At 65.5% G+C, this 15,982-nt stretch carries 18 protein-coding genes; 11 read left to right on the forward strand and 7 right to left on the reverse strand.

Annotated elements, in window-relative coordinates:
- Positions 1–14 precede the first annotated feature (14 nt).
- Positions 15–893, forward strand: coding sequence for a DMT family transporter (locus tag NLM27_RS10665; protein ID WP_254143268.1), 879 nt, complete (start codon positions 15–17; stop codon positions 891–893).
- On the opposite strand, the gene NLM27_RS10670 is transcribed toward NLM27_RS10665, so the two are convergent.
- Both NLM27_RS10670 and NLM27_RS10675 read right to left on the reverse strand, forming a co-directional pair.
- Entirely contained in the window at positions 890–1,081 is a 192-nt protein-coding gene (locus NLM27_RS10670) for a hypothetical protein (RefSeq protein ID WP_254143269.1), read from the reverse strand. The genes NLM27_RS10665 and NLM27_RS10670 overlap by 4 nt on opposite strands.
- 31 nt (positions 1,082–1,112) lie before the next feature.
- On the reverse strand, positions 1,113–2,270 hold the full coding sequence (locus tag NLM27_RS10675; RefSeq protein WP_254143270.1) for an MFS transporter: 1,158 nt from the start codon (positions 2,268–2,270) through the stop codon (positions 1,113–1,115).
- A 163-nt stretch (positions 2,271–2,433) separates the two neighbouring features.
- Between NLM27_RS10675 and NLM27_RS10680 the strand changes: the two genes are divergently transcribed.
- Complete coding sequence (locus tag NLM27_RS10680; protein WP_254143271.1) at positions 2,434–3,693, forward strand: adenylate/guanylate cyclase domain-containing protein; 1,260 nt, start codon at positions 2,434–2,436, stop codon at positions 3,691–3,693.
- Between the two features lie 115 nt (positions 3,694–3,808).
- Here NLM27_RS10680 and NLM27_RS10685 read toward each other — a convergent pair whose 3' ends face one another.
- Entirely contained in the window at positions 3,809–5,053 is a 1,245-nt protein-coding gene (locus NLM27_RS10685; RefSeq protein WP_254143272.1) for an MFS transporter, read from the reverse strand.
- Between the two features lie 170 nt (positions 5,054–5,223).
- On the opposite strand from NLM27_RS10685, the gene NLM27_RS10690 reads away from it, so the two are divergent.
- On the forward strand, positions 5,224–6,576 hold the full coding sequence (locus NLM27_RS10690) for an Nramp family divalent metal transporter (RefSeq protein WP_254143273.1): 1,353 nt from the start codon (positions 5,224–5,226) through the stop codon (positions 6,574–6,576).
- A 6-nt stretch (positions 6,577–6,582) separates the two neighbouring features.
- Here the strand turns inward: NLM27_RS10690 and NLM27_RS10695 are convergent, their stop codons facing one another.
- The 4 genes from NLM27_RS10695 to hemB all read right to left on the reverse strand — a co-directional run bounded on the left by NLM27_RS10695 (position 6,583) and on the right by hemB (position 9,780).
- Positions 6,583–6,930 carry a hypothetical protein gene (locus NLM27_RS10695; RefSeq protein ID WP_254143274.1) on the reverse strand — a complete coding sequence of 116 codons (348 nt, stop codon included), beginning with the start codon at positions 6,928–6,930 and terminating at the stop codon, positions 6,583–6,585.
- Between the two features lie 64 nt (positions 6,931–6,994).
- The gene (locus NLM27_RS10700; protein ID WP_212289205.1) at positions 6,995–7,771 is read right to left on the reverse strand and encodes an arginyltransferase; all 777 of its coding nucleotides are present in this window, start codon (positions 7,769–7,771) and stop codon (positions 6,995–6,997) included.
- Positions 7,772–7,861: 90 nt separating this feature from the next.
- Complete coding sequence (locus NLM27_RS10705) at positions 7,862–8,440, reverse strand: RDD family protein (RefSeq protein ID WP_254143275.1); 579 nt, start codon at positions 8,438–8,440, stop codon at positions 7,862–7,864.
- A 278-nt stretch (positions 8,441–8,718) separates the two neighbouring features.
- On the reverse strand, positions 8,719–9,780 hold the full coding sequence (gene hemB, locus NLM27_RS10710; protein WP_254148792.1) for a porphobilinogen synthase: 1,062 nt from the start codon (positions 9,778–9,780) through the stop codon (positions 8,719–8,721).
- Between the two features lie 137 nt (positions 9,781–9,917).
- Between hemB and NLM27_RS10715 the strand changes: the two genes are divergently transcribed.
- From NLM27_RS10715 to NLM27_RS10750, 8 genes are all read left to right on the forward strand, one after another.
- A complete protein-coding gene (locus NLM27_RS10715) occupies positions 9,918–10,415 on the forward strand; it encodes a DUF6163 family protein (protein WP_254143276.1) in 498 nt (165 codons plus the stop codon).
- 505 nt (positions 10,416–10,920) lie between these two features.
- Positions 10,921–11,439, forward strand: a complete 519-nt coding sequence (ldtR, locus tag NLM27_RS10720) for a transcriptional regulator LdtR (protein ID WP_018320040.1) — start codon at positions 10,921–10,923, stop codon at positions 11,437–11,439.
- Positions 11,440–11,640: 201 nt separating this feature from the next.
- On the forward strand, positions 11,641–11,877 hold the full coding sequence (locus tag NLM27_RS10725; RefSeq protein ID WP_254148793.1) for a hypothetical protein: 237 nt from the start codon (positions 11,641–11,643) through the stop codon (positions 11,875–11,877).
- 37 nt (positions 11,878–11,914) lie between these two features.
- Positions 11,915–12,136: a hypothetical protein gene (locus NLM27_RS10730; RefSeq protein WP_254143277.1), complete on the forward strand. Its 222-nt coding sequence runs from the start codon at positions 11,915–11,917 to the stop codon at positions 12,134–12,136.
- 267 nt (positions 12,137–12,403) lie between these two features.
- Positions 12,404–13,702: a serine hydroxymethyltransferase gene (glyA, locus tag NLM27_RS10735; RefSeq protein WP_254143278.1), complete on the forward strand. Its 1,299-nt coding sequence runs from the start codon at positions 12,404–12,406 to the stop codon at positions 13,700–13,702.
- Between the two features lie 15 nt (positions 13,703–13,717).
- Positions 13,718–14,200, forward strand: a complete 483-nt coding sequence (gene nrdR, locus NLM27_RS10740) for a transcriptional regulator NrdR (RefSeq protein ID WP_254143279.1) — start codon at positions 13,718–13,720, stop codon at positions 14,198–14,200.
- A complete protein-coding gene (gene ribD / locus NLM27_RS10745) occupies positions 14,197–15,345 on the forward strand; it encodes a bifunctional diaminohydroxyphosphoribosylaminopyrimidine deaminase/5-amino-6-(5-phosphoribosylamino)uracil reductase RibD (protein ID WP_254143280.1) in 1,149 nt (382 codons plus the stop codon). Before nrdR ends, ribD begins: the two co-directional genes overlap by 4 nt.
- Complete coding sequence (locus NLM27_RS10750) at positions 15,345–15,956, forward strand: riboflavin synthase (protein WP_254143281.1); 612 nt, start codon at positions 15,345–15,347, stop codon at positions 15,954–15,956. Before ribD ends, NLM27_RS10750 begins: the two co-directional genes overlap by 1 nt.
- Positions 15,957–15,982 lie beyond the last annotated feature (26 nt).

A 15,982-nucleotide genomic window follows, 5' to 3' on the forward strand; every position in this document is an offset into this window, starting at 1 on the left:
TCGGGAGGCGAAGCGTGGGGGAGTGGCTCGGGGTTGCAATCGCGCTGGTGTCGAGCAGCATCGGCGGCACCGCCGCGGCGATCACCCGTTATCTCGTCGTCGGTGCCGATCCAATCCTGCTGGCGATCCTGCGCTGGGGGATCGGCTTTCTCTGCTTGCTGCCGTGCGCGCTGCTGCTCGGCGTGCGTTGGCCGCAGCGCTCCGATTGGCCGGCCGTAGCGCTGCTCGGCATCTGCTTCTTCGGCCTGTTCTTCATCCTCTACAACATCGCGGTATCCTATACGACCGCGGCGCGCGCCAGTCTTGCGCTGGCGACGCTGCCGCTCCACACCATGGTGGTCGGGGCCATCCTCGGCGTCGAGCGGCTGACGTCGCGCAAGATGATCGGCGTCGCGATCGCCGTTCTTGGCGTGACGGCCGCGCTCGCCGCGGGCCTCGCGCAGAGCCCACCCGGCGCCTGGCGTGGCGAGTTGATCATGACTGGTGCCGTGTTCTGCATGGCGTTCTACAATGTGCTGTCGCGGCCGCTGATGAAGCGCTCCAGCGCGCTCGGCTTCCTCACCGTCGGCATGGGCGCGGGCGCCGCCGTGCTGGTACTGGCGGGTCTGGTGAAAGGCAGCTTTGCCGCGCTCGATCATTTCACGACGGCACAATGGATCGCAGGTATCTATCTCGGCGCCGGCGGCGGCGCGCTCGCCTTCATCCTCTGGGTCATGGCGCTGGCGCGGGCGACGCCGACCCGCGTTGCCAATACGATGACAGTCAACCCGATCGCGGCTACATTGTTGGCGGCGCTGCTGATCGGCGAGCCGATCACGGCAAACCTTCTGATCGGGCTCGTCGCGGTGTTCGCCGGCATCTGGATCGCGACCAGCGAGGCGAAGCCGGCCTAGCTGCGTGGCGCGGCCGCCGCGGGCGGGCTCGCTTCCGGCACCTTCTTCGGCTTCAGCGTGCCGGCATAGAACGACACCAGCCAGACCAGCAGGACCGCGAGGAGATAGACGCCCCAGGCCTGCGGCGGCGTGGTCGCCCAGCGCAGCAGGCCTTTGAACGTCCGGGGCGGACCAGTGTCGTCGCTCATCGCCCGCTTGTGCGCGAAAGCGGCCGGGCGGTCAATCCGGCCGCGGCCCCGTGCGGATCAGGAACAGCGCTGCCAGCGCCGACAGGCTGAGCGCAGAGGAGACGATCAGCACCTTGGCGCCCATGATGTCGATCAGCAGGCCGAAGGCGAGCGGCGCCACCGCCTGCGCCATCCGCGCCGGGGCGCCGATGATGCCAAGACGGTAGCCAAAGTCCTTCGGCCCGAAGATCGACAGCGGCAACGTACCCCGCGCGATCGTCAAAATGCCGTTGCCCGAGCCGTGGAACAGCGCGAACGCGCTCGCGGCGGCACCGCCGAAGACCGCGACGACCACCGCGCCGATCGGATGGGTGAGACAGGCGAGCCGCGTCGACCACAGCGGATGGAAGCGGCTGAGGAAACCCGCTTCAAGCATGCGCGCGCCGACCTGTGCCGGCCCGATCAGCGCGCCGGCTGCGATGGCTTCGACGGGCGTTGCGCCTGTCGTCTCCAGGATGCGGGGGAAATGCGCGGCCATCGCGCCGGTGACGGTCCAGACCGCGGCGAAGATGAAGGCGAGCAGGATCATGGTGCGGTCGAGCGGCAAGTGCGGCTTCTCGGCGGTCGCCGCGGCCTGCTTCGCACCGGTGATCACCGGCAGCGTGAAGAAATTGAGGGGCAGGCCGATCAGGAGATTGGCGGCCGCCCAGGCAAAGCAGGTGTCGCGCCAGCCGATATGGGACAGCCCCCAGGCGGTGAGCGGCCAGCCGACCGTCGAGGCGAAGCCCGCCATCAGCGTGATGCCGGTGATGGGCCTGCGCGCCTCGGTGCCGTAGATGCGCCCCAGCGCGGCGAAGGCGGCATCATAGAGACCCATCGCCATGCCGATGCCGAGCACGAGCCAGGCGATCGCCATCACCGCCACCGACTGCGAGAGCCCGAGCAGGACAAGCCCGGCGGCAATGGTCAGGTTCGAGGCCGACAGCACCTGCCGTCCGCCGACGAGATCGATCTGCCGTCCGATGCGCGGGCCGAGCATGGCCGAGATCACGAGCGAGGCCGAGAACGCGGCAAAGATCCAGTTGGAGGAAATGCCGAGGTCGTGCGCCATGGGATCGGCGAGCAGCGCCGGCAGATAGTAGCTGGAAGCCCAGGCCAGGGTCTGCGTGGTGCCGAGCGCCAGGATGATCGGAAGCTGGCGTCGGCTCATGTCCCCGTGCTTCTGGTCTTCTGTGTCATCGCCTGCATTTGCAGCTTGCAGCAAGAGCGCGTCAACAGCGTCTGCGACATATTCGACCTGCTGCGAACGCGAGCCTTTGGTTGCATGAGGACATCCGCCTTTCGCTCGTCACGAATGCACGCCATAATGGCGTATGCAATTGACCTCGCGCCTTGCGCTGATGAACTGGCTGACCGGCCAGGGGCTCACGGGCCTGCCCGAAAACGAGCTGCTTCGCGGCTTCTGCGAGCGCTGCCGCGCAGAGGGGCTGGAACTGTCGCGTGCGCTCGTCGTCATCGACACGCTGCATCCGATCTATGAGGGCCGCGGCTTCCTCTGGAGCGATCGTCCCAGCAACGAGAGCGACGCGTTCGAATACGGTTCGACCGCCGAGGGCGACGCGAACAAGAAGTGGCGCCGCTCGGTATTCTTCCACATGCTCGAGCATGGCCACGACGAGATGGTGATCGATCTCGCCGACGCGCCGTCGCTGGATTTCTCGCAGATCGGCGAGCTCGCCGAGAAGGGGCACAAGCACTATCTCGCCTTCGTGCACCGCTTCGGCGAGAACGGTGCGCTCGGCCTGATGGACTGCCTCTATTCCTGCTGGACCACGCGTCGCGACAGCGGGTTCTCCGAGCCGGAGCTTGTCGCGCTACGCGATCTGGTTCCAGTGCTGGGGCTCGCGATCAAGTCGGCGCAGCAGGTCGACATCGCCCGCACGCTCGGCCGCGTCTATCTCGGGCGCGATGCCTCCGAACAGGTGCTGCGCGGGCGCATCTCGCGCGGCGTCACCGAACGCATCAACGCCGTGCTCTGGTATTCGGATTTGCGTGGCTCGACCGGGATCAGCGAGAGCATCGGACCCGACGAGATCATTCCGTTCCTCAACGACTACGCCCAGGCCGTGATCGACCCGATCCACGATGCCGGCGGCGACGTGCTGAAGCTGATCGGCGACGGCGTGCTGGCGATGTTCACCGGTGAGGACATGGCGACGGCGCGCCGCGCTGCACTACGGGCGGAGCATCTATTCCGCAAGAACGTGTCGGCGCTCAACGCGCGCCGGGCGGCGGACGGCCGTCCCACCACGTCGGCCTATATCGGCCTGCATGTCGGAGAGGTCTTCTACGGCAATATCGGCAGCGAGGACCGGCTTGACTTCACCGTGGTCGGGCCGACCGTCAACGAAGTCAGCCGCATCGCTTCGATGAGCCGCTCGGTCGACCGCGAGCTGCTGGCCTCGTCGGAATTCTACAAGGGCCTCGACGCCACTGGGCGCCGCTATCTCGTCTCCACCGGCCGCTACGCGCTGCGCGGCATCGGCCGCGCGCAGGATCTCTACACGCTCGATCCTGATGTCGATGCCAGCGAGCCGGTGACGGGAAGCTACGAACGGTACCTGGCGGGGTAGGGCAGGCTGCTCCAACGTACTCCGTCATTGCGAGGAGCCCTTGCGACGAAGCAATCCAGACTGTCTCCGCGGACAGATTCTGGATTGCTTCGCTTCGCTCGCAATGACGGTGTGGCTAGCACCGCGCCGCCGCCTCATCTCCCACCATGTCCGGCTGCCGATCCAGCGCCACCGCCGGTGACAGCAGGATCACCAGCGCCTGCACGCCGAACACGGCGGCCGCCAGATACAGGCACGCTTCCGCGCTCCAAAACCCGCCGACGATCGCGCCCAGCGCCGAGCCGAGCGGGCGGGCGCCGTAGCTCATGATGTTGATGGCGGAGACGCGGCCCAGAAGCCGCGGCGGTGTCACCGACTGGCGCAGGGTCGTGGTCGAGATCACCCACAGGATCGGCCCGACGCCGAGCAGGAAGAAGCTCAAGCCTGCAAGCCAGGGCGAGGGGATCAGCACCGTCAGTGCCATCACCAATGCGGCGACGAAGCCGGTGACCGGGCCGAGGCCGACGACGGTGCCGAACGCGATGCGCTGCATCACGCGCGTGGCGAAGAGCGCGCCGATCACCATGCCGACGCCGTACATGGTCAGCACGGTGCCGACGCCGGCGGCAGTCAGGCCGAGATGGCGCACGGCGTAGGGCACGAACACCGCGATCTGCAAGAACCATCCGGTGTTGAAGATGAACTGGGTGATGAACACCGGCCGCAGCAGCGGATGGTGAAACACAAAGGCCGCGCCCTCGCGGATGTCCTGGAACGGATGACGCCGCGGCGCCGGCGCGCGGGCAGGCTCGTAGATGCCGGAGAGCAGCACCACCGCGACGGCCGAAAGCGCGGCGGCAAAGCCGAAGGCCGGGCTTGCGCCCCACCATCCCACCAGCGCGCCGCCGAGCGCGGGCCCGCTCGCAAAAGCGATCGTGCGCGCGAGCTCGATCCGCGCATTCGCCGCCGGCAACAGGTCCGAGCTGACCAGGGAGGGCACCAGCGCCGGCGCGGCGACGCTGTAGACGACGGTGCCGCACACGGCAGCGAAGCCGAGCAGCGCCAGCAGCGGCAGATTGAGGGCGCCGAGCACCAGCAGGAGCACGATGGCCGCGAGTGCGGCGGCCCGCAACGCCTCGGCTCCCGCCATCAGCCAGCGGCGAGAGATGCGGTCGGCGAGCACGCCAGCGGGAATGGCGAATAGGACGAAGGGCAGGGTGAGGGCGGTCTGGAGCAGGCCGGTCTGGCCTTCGGCGACCCCCAGCGTCAGCACGGCGACGATGGGCGCTGCGGCCAGCGCGATCTGCTCGGCCGATTGCGCCGCGAGGTTCGACCAGGCGAGGCGATTGAAGGTGTCAGGGAGGCGAGGGGTCGTTGACATGGCTCATATCCTGCAAAGGCGGATTTGCGCCGATGTTCGCCTCCCGGGACCACCGAACCCACCCGCTTCCCGACAAGAGGCGAGTCCGTCAGGTCCACGCCGGGAACTGGTGCGGCTAGATGCAGTTGCAAATGAGTTGCAATAAGAGCGAACTTGGATATTCTGCCGGCATGGATGCCCGATCACCCGACCTGACGCCCGACGCCGCCGGCTGGCGCACTGATGCGCCCACCACCAAGAGCCTGGCCGAGGTCAATTCCACCGTCGCGATCCCGGCCACCGGCCTTTGGTGGCGGCGGTTGCTGGCCTTCGTCGGGCCGGGCTATCTCGTCTCGGTCGGCTACATGGACCCCGGCAATTGGGCGACCGACCTCGCCGGCGGGTCGAAGTTCGGCTACACGCTGCTGTCCGTCATTCTGCTCTCGAATTTGATGGCGATCCTGCTGCAGTCGCTGGCGGCTCGGCTCGGCATCGTCACCGACCGCGACCTCGCGCAGGCCTGCCGCGCCACCTATTCGCCGCCGGTGAACTTCCTGCTCTGGCTCGCCTGCGAGGCGGCGATCATCGCCTGCGATCTCGCCGAGGTGATCGGCACCGCAATCGCGCTCAAGCTCCTGTTCGGCATTCCCCTGATCGGCGGCGCGCTGCTCGCCGCGCTCGACGCCTTCCTGCTGCTCATCCTGATGAACCGTGGCTTCCGTTTCCTGGAGGCGTTCGTCATTGCGCTGCTGGCGGTGATCGCGGTTTGCTTCGCGGTTCAGATCGTGGCTGCGGCCCCGCCGGTGGCGGAGGTCCTGCATGGCTTCGTGCCGAAGAGCGAGATCTTCACCAACTCGGCGATGCTCTACATTGCGATCGGCATCATCGGTGCGACTGTGATGCCGCATAATCTCTATCTGCACTCCTCGATCGTGCAGACCCGCGCTTACGAGCGCAACGATGCCGGCCGGCGCGAAGCGATCAAATGGGCAACGACGGACTCGACCATTGCCCTGATGCTCGCGCTGTTCATCAACGCCGCGATCCTCGTCGTCGCCGCCGCGACCTTCCACAAGAGCGGGCATTCCGACGTCGCAGAGATCGGGCAGGCCTTCGAGCTGCTGTCGCCGCTGCTCGGCCTCGGCATCGCCTCGACGCTGTTCGCGGTGGCGCTGCTTGCCTCCGGCCTGAACTCGACGGTGACGGCGACGCTCGCCGGCCAGATCGTCATGGAAGGTTTCCTCGACCTGCGCCTGCCGAGCTGGGCGCGCCGCCTCTTGACGCGCGGCATCGCCATCATCCCAGTGATCATCGTCACCGCGATCTATGGCGAGCGCGGCACGGCCGATCTCCTGGTATTCAGCCAGGTCGTGCTGTCGATGCAGCTGCCCTTCGCGGTCATCCCGCTGGTGCGCTTCGTCTCGGACCGCCGCAAAATGGGGCAGTTCGCGATTCCAGTGTCGGTTGCCGCGATCGCGTGGATCGTCGCGGGCGTCATCGTGATTTTGAACGTAAAGCTGCTGGCCGATACGCTGTTCGGGTGAGAGCGATCAGTGCCCTTGACGACGTCGCGGCTCGTAGGGGCTGAGCGGATTGACGTCGAGATCGACGTCTTTCACACATTGCTGACGTTCGCGATGGCTCGAGCCCGCGTGCCACTCTCCAGTGCGGAGCTCGACGTTGCTTATCTCGGCGATCTTTAGGCATTTCCACTCGCCTGTGCGAGGGAGGCCCTTGCTGGAATCGCCAGCGAACTGGAAAGCGAGCGTATATTCCTCGCCGTTCGTATGCCCCAACAGCGCTGGGCAGATTGCGCGCGGGTAAGTCTGATAGACGCAGTGGACCTGAAGTCGTTCAATGATCGCACGGGCGATCAAATCGTAGGTATGACTCGACAAGGATACCTCCGTATCCATTCGTGCCTATTGCGTTGCGACGACGCAGGCGAGACTACTGTGCCCGTCAATCCTGCGGCTCGGACACCGAATCCCCCTGCGCGTCGATGCGCAGCCAGCCGGAGGGCGCGAGGCGCTGCTGCGGCAGGAAGCGGGCCTTGTAGTCCATCTTCTTGGAGCCCTCGATCCAGTAGCCGAGATAGACGTAAGGCAGGCCCTGCCGGCGGGCGCGGGCGATGTGGTCGAGGATCATGAAGGTGCCCATCGAGCGGCTGACCTGGCTCGGCTCGAAGAACGAGTAGACCATCGACAGGCCGTCGCTGAGCACGTCGGTGAGTGCCACCGCGATCAACTCCTCGCCGCGACCGGTGATGCCGCTGTCGGGGCCGCGCTTGCGGTACTCGATGATGCGGGTCTCGACATGGCTGTCCTCGACCATCATGGCGTAGTCGAGCACCGTCATGTCGGCCATGCCGCCATGGCGGTGGCGGGCGTCGAGATAGGCGCGGAATACCGAATATTGCTCGGAGGTCGGCACCGCGCTGCGCTGCTCGCCGACGATGTCGGCATTGCGCGCCATCACCTTGCGGAAGTTGCGGGAGGGCCGGAACTCGTTGGCGACCACCCGGACCGAGACGCAGGCGCGGCATTGGTCGCAGGCGGGGCGGTAGGCGATCGATTGGCTGCGGCGGAACCCGCCATGGGTCAGGAGGTCGTTGAGATCACCGGCGCGCTCACCCACGAGGTGCGTAAACACCTTGCGCTCATGCCGGCCCGGAAGATACGGGCACGGGGAGGGCGCCGTGAGGTAAAATTGTGGGGTGTCGCGCGAGTGCTGGGTCAAGGGACGTCGTGGGCCTCCGAAGTGTGTATCAGCATCGCGCTACGGAAGCCCCCGGTCAATTGGCCTGCTCGGCAGATCAGATCAGCCAGCTTAGGTGATCCAGGTTGATAGGTTCTTGATCACCAGGTTCTCAGTAGGTCCTTGCGGCCTGGGCGCAGGTACGCGAACCGAATTGTTGATGATGACCGTTCCCAGCACGAAATCGTGCAGCAGGCGACGGCGGCCGTTGAACAGGCCGACCAACACCACGAAGGGCGACAGGAACGAAACCGTCACCCAGAACAGCACCGCATGGGTGGCGCCGAGCACGAAGTAGCCTGATGCCCCGTACCAGGTGCGCAGTTCCAGATCCATCACTCGCATGCCGATCGTCGCGGAGGACGGACCGCCGATGCAGGCGCCGTAATAGACGATGGCCCAGACCACGGAGGCCGGCCAGGCGATCCAGAACAGCGCCCAGCCAATGCCGAGCGTGACCACGCCGAACAGGGCGATGAAGATGTAGCCGAGGATCACCGGCACCGAGATCACGACCATGTCGATCAGGAAGGCGAACACCCGCCGCGTCGCTACGCCGCGGAACAGTTCCGGATGCAGATAGGGGTCGTAGGCATGCGGCTGCGACCCGCCGTCGTTGCGCCAAGTGCCTGAATTGCCCGAGTCCGACATGTCCGTTTTCTCCCAGCGAACCCCCGTGGCAGGACATGGGAACAGGCCGTCGACATGCCAAGGGCGCTGACGTCAACAAGCCGAAATATTCCGGCGATTCGGGGGCTATGGTTTTGGAAGCGGCGAGTTATTGATCCCGGTGTCGTCCGGGCGAAAGCCAGGACCCATCCATGCAGGAGTGATGCGGCGAAATGCCCACCACGAGTCTTCGTCAAACGGAAGCCGGTGGGTAGGGGTCCTGGCTTTCGCCGGGACAACATCGAGAATACAGCGAGATCTTACCCCTGTGCCCGCAGCTTCTCCGCGGCCTTCGGCGCAAAGTAGCTTAGCACGCCGTCGGCGCCGGCGCGCTTGAAGGCGAGCAGGCTCTCCATCATGGCGCGGTCGCCGTCGAGCCAGCCGTTGTTGGCGGCGGCTGCGATCATCGCGTATTCGCCGGAGACCTGGTAGGCGAAGGTCGGCATCGCAAAAGTATCCTTCACGCGGCGCACCACGTCGAGATAGGGCATGCCGGGCTTCACCATCACCATGTCGGCGCCTTCGGCAATGTCGAGCTCGACCTCGCGCAGTGCTTCATCGGTATTGGCGCTATCCATCTGGTAGGTGCGCTTGTCGCCGGTGAGCGTCTTGGCCGAGCCGATGGCGTCGCGGAACGGGCCGTAGAAGGCGGAGGCGTATTTTGCGGCATAGGCCATGATCTGCACGTCGAGCAGCCCTGCATGGTCCAGGCCTTCGCGGATCGCAGCGACGCGGCCGTCCATCATGTCGGAGGGCGCGATGATGTCGCAGCCAGCTTCGGCTTGCACCAGCGCCTGGCGCACTAGCACCGCGACCGTCTCGTCGTTCAGGATCCTGCCGTCGGAGATCAGGCCGTCATGGCCGTGGCTGGTGAAGGGATCGAGCGCGACGTCGCAGAGAATGCCGATCTCCGGAAACTCCTTCTTGATCGCGCGCACCGCCTGGCAGACCAGATTGTTCGGGTTGGTGGCTTCCGAGCCTTCATCGTCGCGCAGGGACGGGTCGGTGTAAGGAAACAGCGCGATGCAGGGGATGGTCAGCTTCATGGCGCGCTCGGCCTCACGCACCGCCTGGTCGACACTGAGGCGGTCGACGCCAGGCATCGAGGCGATCTGCTCGCGCTTGTTGGTGCCGTCGATCAGAAACAGCGGCCAGATCAGATCGTCCGTCGTGAGAACGTTCTCGCGCACCATGCGCCGGGCCCACTCGGCCTTGCGGTTGCGGCGCGGACGGACGGTCAGATCGAGGGCAGGGGAGGCGCTGGCGCCATCCCGGCGCGAAACCTCGCGCAGTTCGATCGGACGTCCGTATTTGATCGCCATCATTCTTCCTCCGGCTGGAATTATTCTTATACCAGCTCGCATGGTTCCTGCCACCGCGGCTTGACCCGCCGCAAGGCAGAATTGAGCTGACTTGGGCAGCCGATTGATTTTGCGAGGCGAAGCAGCCAGAAGAGGCCATGTCCGAGATTTCCACCCGCGATGCGGCCCGCGACAGCGCCAGGGACAATGCCAGAGACAGCGCCCGGGATGGCGCGATGTCGGTGGCGGCGATCTCGTCGGAGCGCTCCGAGTCCGATGACAATGTCTGGACGCGCCGGCTCGTGCTGTTCCTGCGGGTCATGGCGCTGCTCTCGATCCTGAAGGGTCTCTATCACTGGGCGCAGGTGACGGGCTTCGTCGGCGGCGAGGACGAGGCGTTCGAGAACCAGTCGATGGCCTGGCAGGCGGCGACCGTCTATTTCGCCGTGATCGAGCTTGTCGCGGCCGTCGGTCTCTGGCTGGCCACGCCTTGGGGCGCGGTGGTGTGGCTGACGACCGTGGTGTCGATGGCGGTGATCGAGCTGATGTTCCCGGGCATCTACGGCGGCAGCCTGATCGTGGTCGGCGTCGAAGCCTTCATGCTCGCCGCCTATCTCGCGCTCGCCTGGATGGCCGCACGGGAACGACCGCCGTAGGCGACGTCGCGGTCAACAACGCTCTCGTGGCCCGGACGCAGCGCAGCGCTACTTCAGCGGTGCGCTGCAGAGCCGGGGCCCATCTTTCCAAGATCTCGCTTTGAAACATCTGGGTCCCGGCTCTGCGCTTCGCTTGCCCGGGACACGAGCGCGGGGTTGTTCGCGCTTGGTTGACCGTTGGTTGCCTAAAATTTGAGGTAAGTTTTCGTTGACCAGCCTGTTCTGCCACAGCTGTTACGCGCCCGTTTCGAAACGGGGCGGGGCTGTTCTGGAATGCGACAACAGGGGCGGACGGAGGGTGAACAGGACCTTGCGAAGGTCAACAGAGGGTTGCGAAAAGTCCTTGTGACACAGGCTTAATCCGCAATTCACTGTCTTAAATTCATGATCTCTTTATTCTCTTATTTAAGCCGATCTTCAAACGAGCCCCTTAAGTTGCACCTATCAGACGGGACACAAGTTTCGTCGAATAAGTGTCGATAAAAACGACAACAGGGGAAGTGTCATGATGAAAGCCGTCGCAACTGCGGCAGATACCGCAGAGCGCGTGTCCGGCCAGCAGGGTTCGGTGCAGTCGCTCTATCTGGAAGCTTTGACTCTGGTGGAGCGGCTGCATCGCCGGCTCCTCGACGTGATCAAGGATGAATTCGATCGCCGCGGCCGTGCGGACATCAACTCGGTCCAGGCGCTCTTGCTCTACAACATCGGCGACAAGGAGCTGACCGCGGGCGAGCTGCGCACGCGCGGTTACTATCTCGGCTCCAACGTCTCCTACAATCTGAAGAAGCTCGTCGAGCTCGGCTTCCTCGATCATCAGCGCTCGCGCGTTGATCGCCGCTCGGTGCGCATCCGCCTGACCCCGCAGGGCCAGGAAGTCCGCCGCATCGTCGATGCGCTCTACCAGAAGCACGTCAAGACGGTGGAGCAGGTCGGCGGCATCTCCGGCGAGGAGTTCTCGACCCTCAACAAGTCGCTGCACCGCCTCGAGCGCTTCTGGACCGACCAGATCCTGTATCGGCTCTGAGTTTTCTTTGGGTATCAAGGCCAAGCCGGCCCCCAACAAGACCGGCAGGCTTCCCGAACGTGCCTGACTTCCCCAAGCGCGCCGGCCCGGATTCCGTCCGGACCGGTGCGTTTTGCTTTTTTGCACCTGCGAAAAAATAGCTGGTTCCAGGGAACCAGCTCCGGGCCCGGCGCTTATCTCCCTCGGATCGGAGGGATGTCGATGCTGGTCGAGCGCGGGCTTCAGGCGATGAATGTGGAACTCGTGAGCGAGGCCTATGCCATCGCCGCGAATTACCTTCGCCGCTCCGGCGCGATCCCGGACTCTCTCGTCACCGACGAGCGCCTGCTCGGGATCATCATCAAGCTGCTGCAGCACGGCGAATTCAACAAGATCCGACTCGCCAACAAGGCGATCACGTGGTTCGAGGCGCAGTCCGAGGCCCGCGCGATTGCCTGATCAAGACTCCGAAAATTGCAGAGAACCAGAGGGTGCCATGGAAGCCGCCATCGACCGCATCATGCAGACCTATGACCTGCTCGCCAACCGCACTGCGGCGGCCAGCGAGGAGGCGCGTGTCAAGGTCACGAACTACCTCAATACCCTGATGGAGGCCGGTGAGAGGGACCCCCACCGGTTGACCGTGTGCGGCCTGACCTATCTGCGCCAGCTGGACGGCAGCGTGGACCCCGTGAAGGCGGGGTACACCGGCCTGTGAGACGACGCTGGCCGGGGCCGCGGCTCTTGTCGCAAGGTGAGGCCCCCTGGCGTCCCTGATCCGGTATTCGCAGAGGAGCGGTTCCATAGAACCGCTCCAGGACCGAAATCCGCCGATCCCCACCATATCTTGCACAAATCTCAGGCCCGACCCGCAAATGCTTGGCCTGTTGCGGGCGATGTGGTAGATCGCGCTCGCCGCTTCCGATCGCCACACCAGACCGCCCGTAGCCCGCCAAAAGGCTGCGGCGGTGGAGATATTCGCAAGATGCCCTCAGCCAAGACCGCCTCCGCGCCCGATTCGTTTTTCACCGCCTCGCTCGAGCAGGCCGATCCGGAAATCGCCGCCGCCATCAAGGGCGAACTCGGCCGGCAGCGCCATGAGGTCGAGCTGATCGCCTCCGAGAACATCGTCAGCCGGGCCGTGCTGGAAGCGCAGGGTTCGGTCATGACCAACAAGTACGCGGAGGGTTATCCGGGCGCGCGCTATTACGGCGGTTGTGAGTGGGTCGACGTCGCCGAGAACCTTGCGATCGATCGCGCCAAGAAGCTGTTCGGCGCCAATTTCGCCAACGTGCAGCCCAATTCCGGCAGCCAGATGAACCAGGCGGTGTTCCTGGCGCTGCTCCAGCCCGGCGACACCTTCATGGGCCTCGACCTTGCGGCCGGCGGCCATCTCACCCACGGCTCCCCCGTCAACATGAGCGGCAAGTGGTTCAAGGCCGCGCACTACACCGTGCGCCGAGAGGACCAGATCATCGACATGGACGCGGTCGCCAAGCAGGCCGAGGAAGTCAAGCCGAAGCTGATCGTCGCCGGCGGCTCGGCCTATTCGCGCGCTTGGGACTTCAAGCGCTTCCGCGAGATCGCGGACAGCGTCGGCGCGTATCTGCTGGTCGACATGGCGCATTTCGCGGGCCTCGTTGCCGGCGGCGTGCATGCCTCGCCCGTGCCCTATGCCCACGTCACCACCACGACGACGCACAAGTCGCTGCGTGGTCCGCGCGGCGGCCTGATCCTCTCGAACGACGAGGTGCTCGCCAAGAAGCTCAACTCGGCGATCTTCCCGGGCCTGCAGGGCGGCCCCCTGATGCACGTGATCGCGGCGAAGGCGGTCGCCTTCGGCGAGGCGCTGCGTCCGGACTTCAAGGTCTATGCGAAGAACGTCGTCGAGAACGCCAAGGCGCTGGCCGAGGCGATGAAGAGCCACGGCTTCGACATTGTCTCGGGCGGCACCGATAACCATCTGATGCTCGTCGACCTCAGGCCGAAGGGCCTGAAGGGCAATGTCTCGGAGAAGGCGCTGGTCCGCGCCGCCATCACCTGCAACAAGAACGGCATTCCGTTCGACCCCGAAAAGCCGTTCGTCACCTCGGGCCTGCGCCTCGGCACGCCCGCTGCGACGACCCGCGGTTTTGGCGTCGCCGAATTCCAGCAGGTCGCCGGCATGATCGCCGAGGTCCTCAACGCGATCGCGCAGTCCGACGACGGCAAGGCGCCGCTGGTCGAGGCCGCGATCAAGGAGCGGGTCAAGGCGCTCACCGATCGGTTCCCGATCTATCAGTAAGGCTAGGTCAAGCGGATGCGCTGCCCGAACTGCAACAGTCTCGATACGCAGGTAAAGGACTCGCGTCCGACCGAGGATTCATCCGTCATCCGCAGGCGGCGCGTGTGCGTCGCCTGCGAATTCCGCTTCACCACCTTCGAACGCGTGCAGCTGCGCGAGCTCACGGTGATCAAGCGCAACGGCCGCCGCGTGCCGTTCGACCGCGACAAGCTGATGCGCTCGGTGTCGATCTCCTTGCGCAAGCGGCAGGTCGAGCCTGAAAGGGTGGAGAAGATGGTCTCCACCATCGTGCGCGAGCTCGAGACCGGGGGCGAAGCCGAGATCTCGTCCGAGGTGATCGGCGAGACCGTGATGGAGCATCTGCGCACGCTCGACGACGTCGCCTATGTGCGCTTCGCCTCCGTCTACCGCAATTTCCGCGAGGCCAAGGATTTTGCCGACGTGCTCGGCGAGCTCTCCGGTGAGGAGGAAGCGCGGCTCGCCGCGATCCGCAAATGATCTTCCGCATCCTGGAAGATCAGTTTGCGCACAAGGCCCGCGAGGCCAAGGACGCCGATCTCCGCTTCATGCAGCTTGCGCTGGCGCTCGGGCGCCGTGGGCAGGGGCGCACCTGGCCCAATCCGGCCGTCGGTGCTGTTATCGTCAAGGACGGCGTCATCGTCGGCCGCGGCTGGACGCAGCCCGGAGGACGGCCACATGGCGAGCCCGAGGCGTTGCGGCGGGCCGGCGAGGCGGCGCGGGGCGCCACGCTCTATGTCACCTTGGAGCCGTGCTCGCATTTCGGCAAGTCGCCGCCTTGCGCCGATGCGGTGATCGCCGCCGGCATCAAGCGGGTGGTGGCGGCGATCGAGGATCCCAATCCTGATGTCGCCGGCCAGGGCCATGCGCGCCTGCGCGCTGCCGGCATCACGGTGGACGTCGGTCTGTGCGCGGCAGAGGCCGCATTCGATCATGCCGGACATTTCCGTCGCATCCAGGACAAGCGCCCGCATGTGATCCTGAAGCTTGCGATCTCGCCTGACGGCAAGATCGGCGCGGCCGGCGGCAAGCCGGTCGCGATCACGGGCGAGGCGGTGCGCGATCGCGTGCACCTGTTACGCGCGCAGAGCGACGCCATCCTGGTCGGCATCGGCACCGTGCTGGCGGACGATCCGCTTCTCACTTGCCGCCTGCCGGGCATGACGACGCGCTCGCCGGTGCGCGTGGTGCTCGATCAGAGCCTGCGCATTCCCGGCGCGAGCAAGCTTGTCCAAACCGCGCGCGAGACACCGCTCTGGGTGGTGAGTTCTGAGCTCGCCGAGGCCGCGGCCGCAACGCGGCTTGGGGCGGCCGGCGCGCAGATGTTGCGCGTGCCACAGGGCGGTGCATCGGGGCTCGATCTGCCGGCCGTGCTGCATGCTCTGGCCGAGAAAGGTATCACGCGGCTGATGGTGGAGGGCGGCAGCCGTGTTGCCGCGTCCTTCGTCTCGGCCGATCTCGTCGACGAGATCTGGCTGTTCCGCGGCGCGGAAGAGGTGGGCCCTAGCGGCGTCGATGCGCTCGATGCATTGCCCCTGTCGAAAATCACGCAGTCGCAGGCCTACAAGGTTCATGCTAGCGAGACATTCGACAAGGATACTCTCACCGTTTACGAGCGCGCGTAATGTTCACCGGCATTGTCACCGATATCGGCGAGATCGTCAGCTTCACGCCGACGGCGCAGGGGCAGCTGCACCGGCTGCGCATCGCCTGCCGCTATGACCAGACCACCATTGCCGACGGCGCCTCGATCGCCTGCAACGGCGTCTGCCTGACGGTGGTGGCATCCGGCGTCGAGGCAGGTAATACCTGGTTCGATATCGATGCGGCGGCAGAGACCCTGGCGCTGACGACCGCAAAGCGTTGGAAGATCGGCACGCGGCTCAATCTCGAGCGGGCGCTGAAAATCGGCGACGAGCTCGGCGGCCATATTGTCGCCGGCCATGCCGATGGTGTCGCGACCCTCGTCAGTCGCGAGGACCTGCCCGACATGGCGCGGTTCGAGCTCTCGACGACGCGCGAGCTGGCGCGCTTCATCGCGACCAAGGGCTCGATCACGCTCGACGGCGTCTCGCTGACGGTCAATACCGTGAAGGATGTGACCTTTTCGGTCTTGATCATCCCGCACACGCTGACGGTGACAACGATCGGCGGTTGGAAGGCCGGCGACGAGGTCAATATCGAGGTCGACCTGATGGCCCGCTACGCGGCGCGGCTGACGGAAATGACGGCGTAGCCGTCATTCCGGGGCGATGCGGAGCA

This window comes from Bradyrhizobium sp. CCGB12 (assembly GCF_024199845.1).
GTDB lineage: Bacteria > Pseudomonadota > Alphaproteobacteria > Rhizobiales > Xanthobacteraceae > Bradyrhizobium.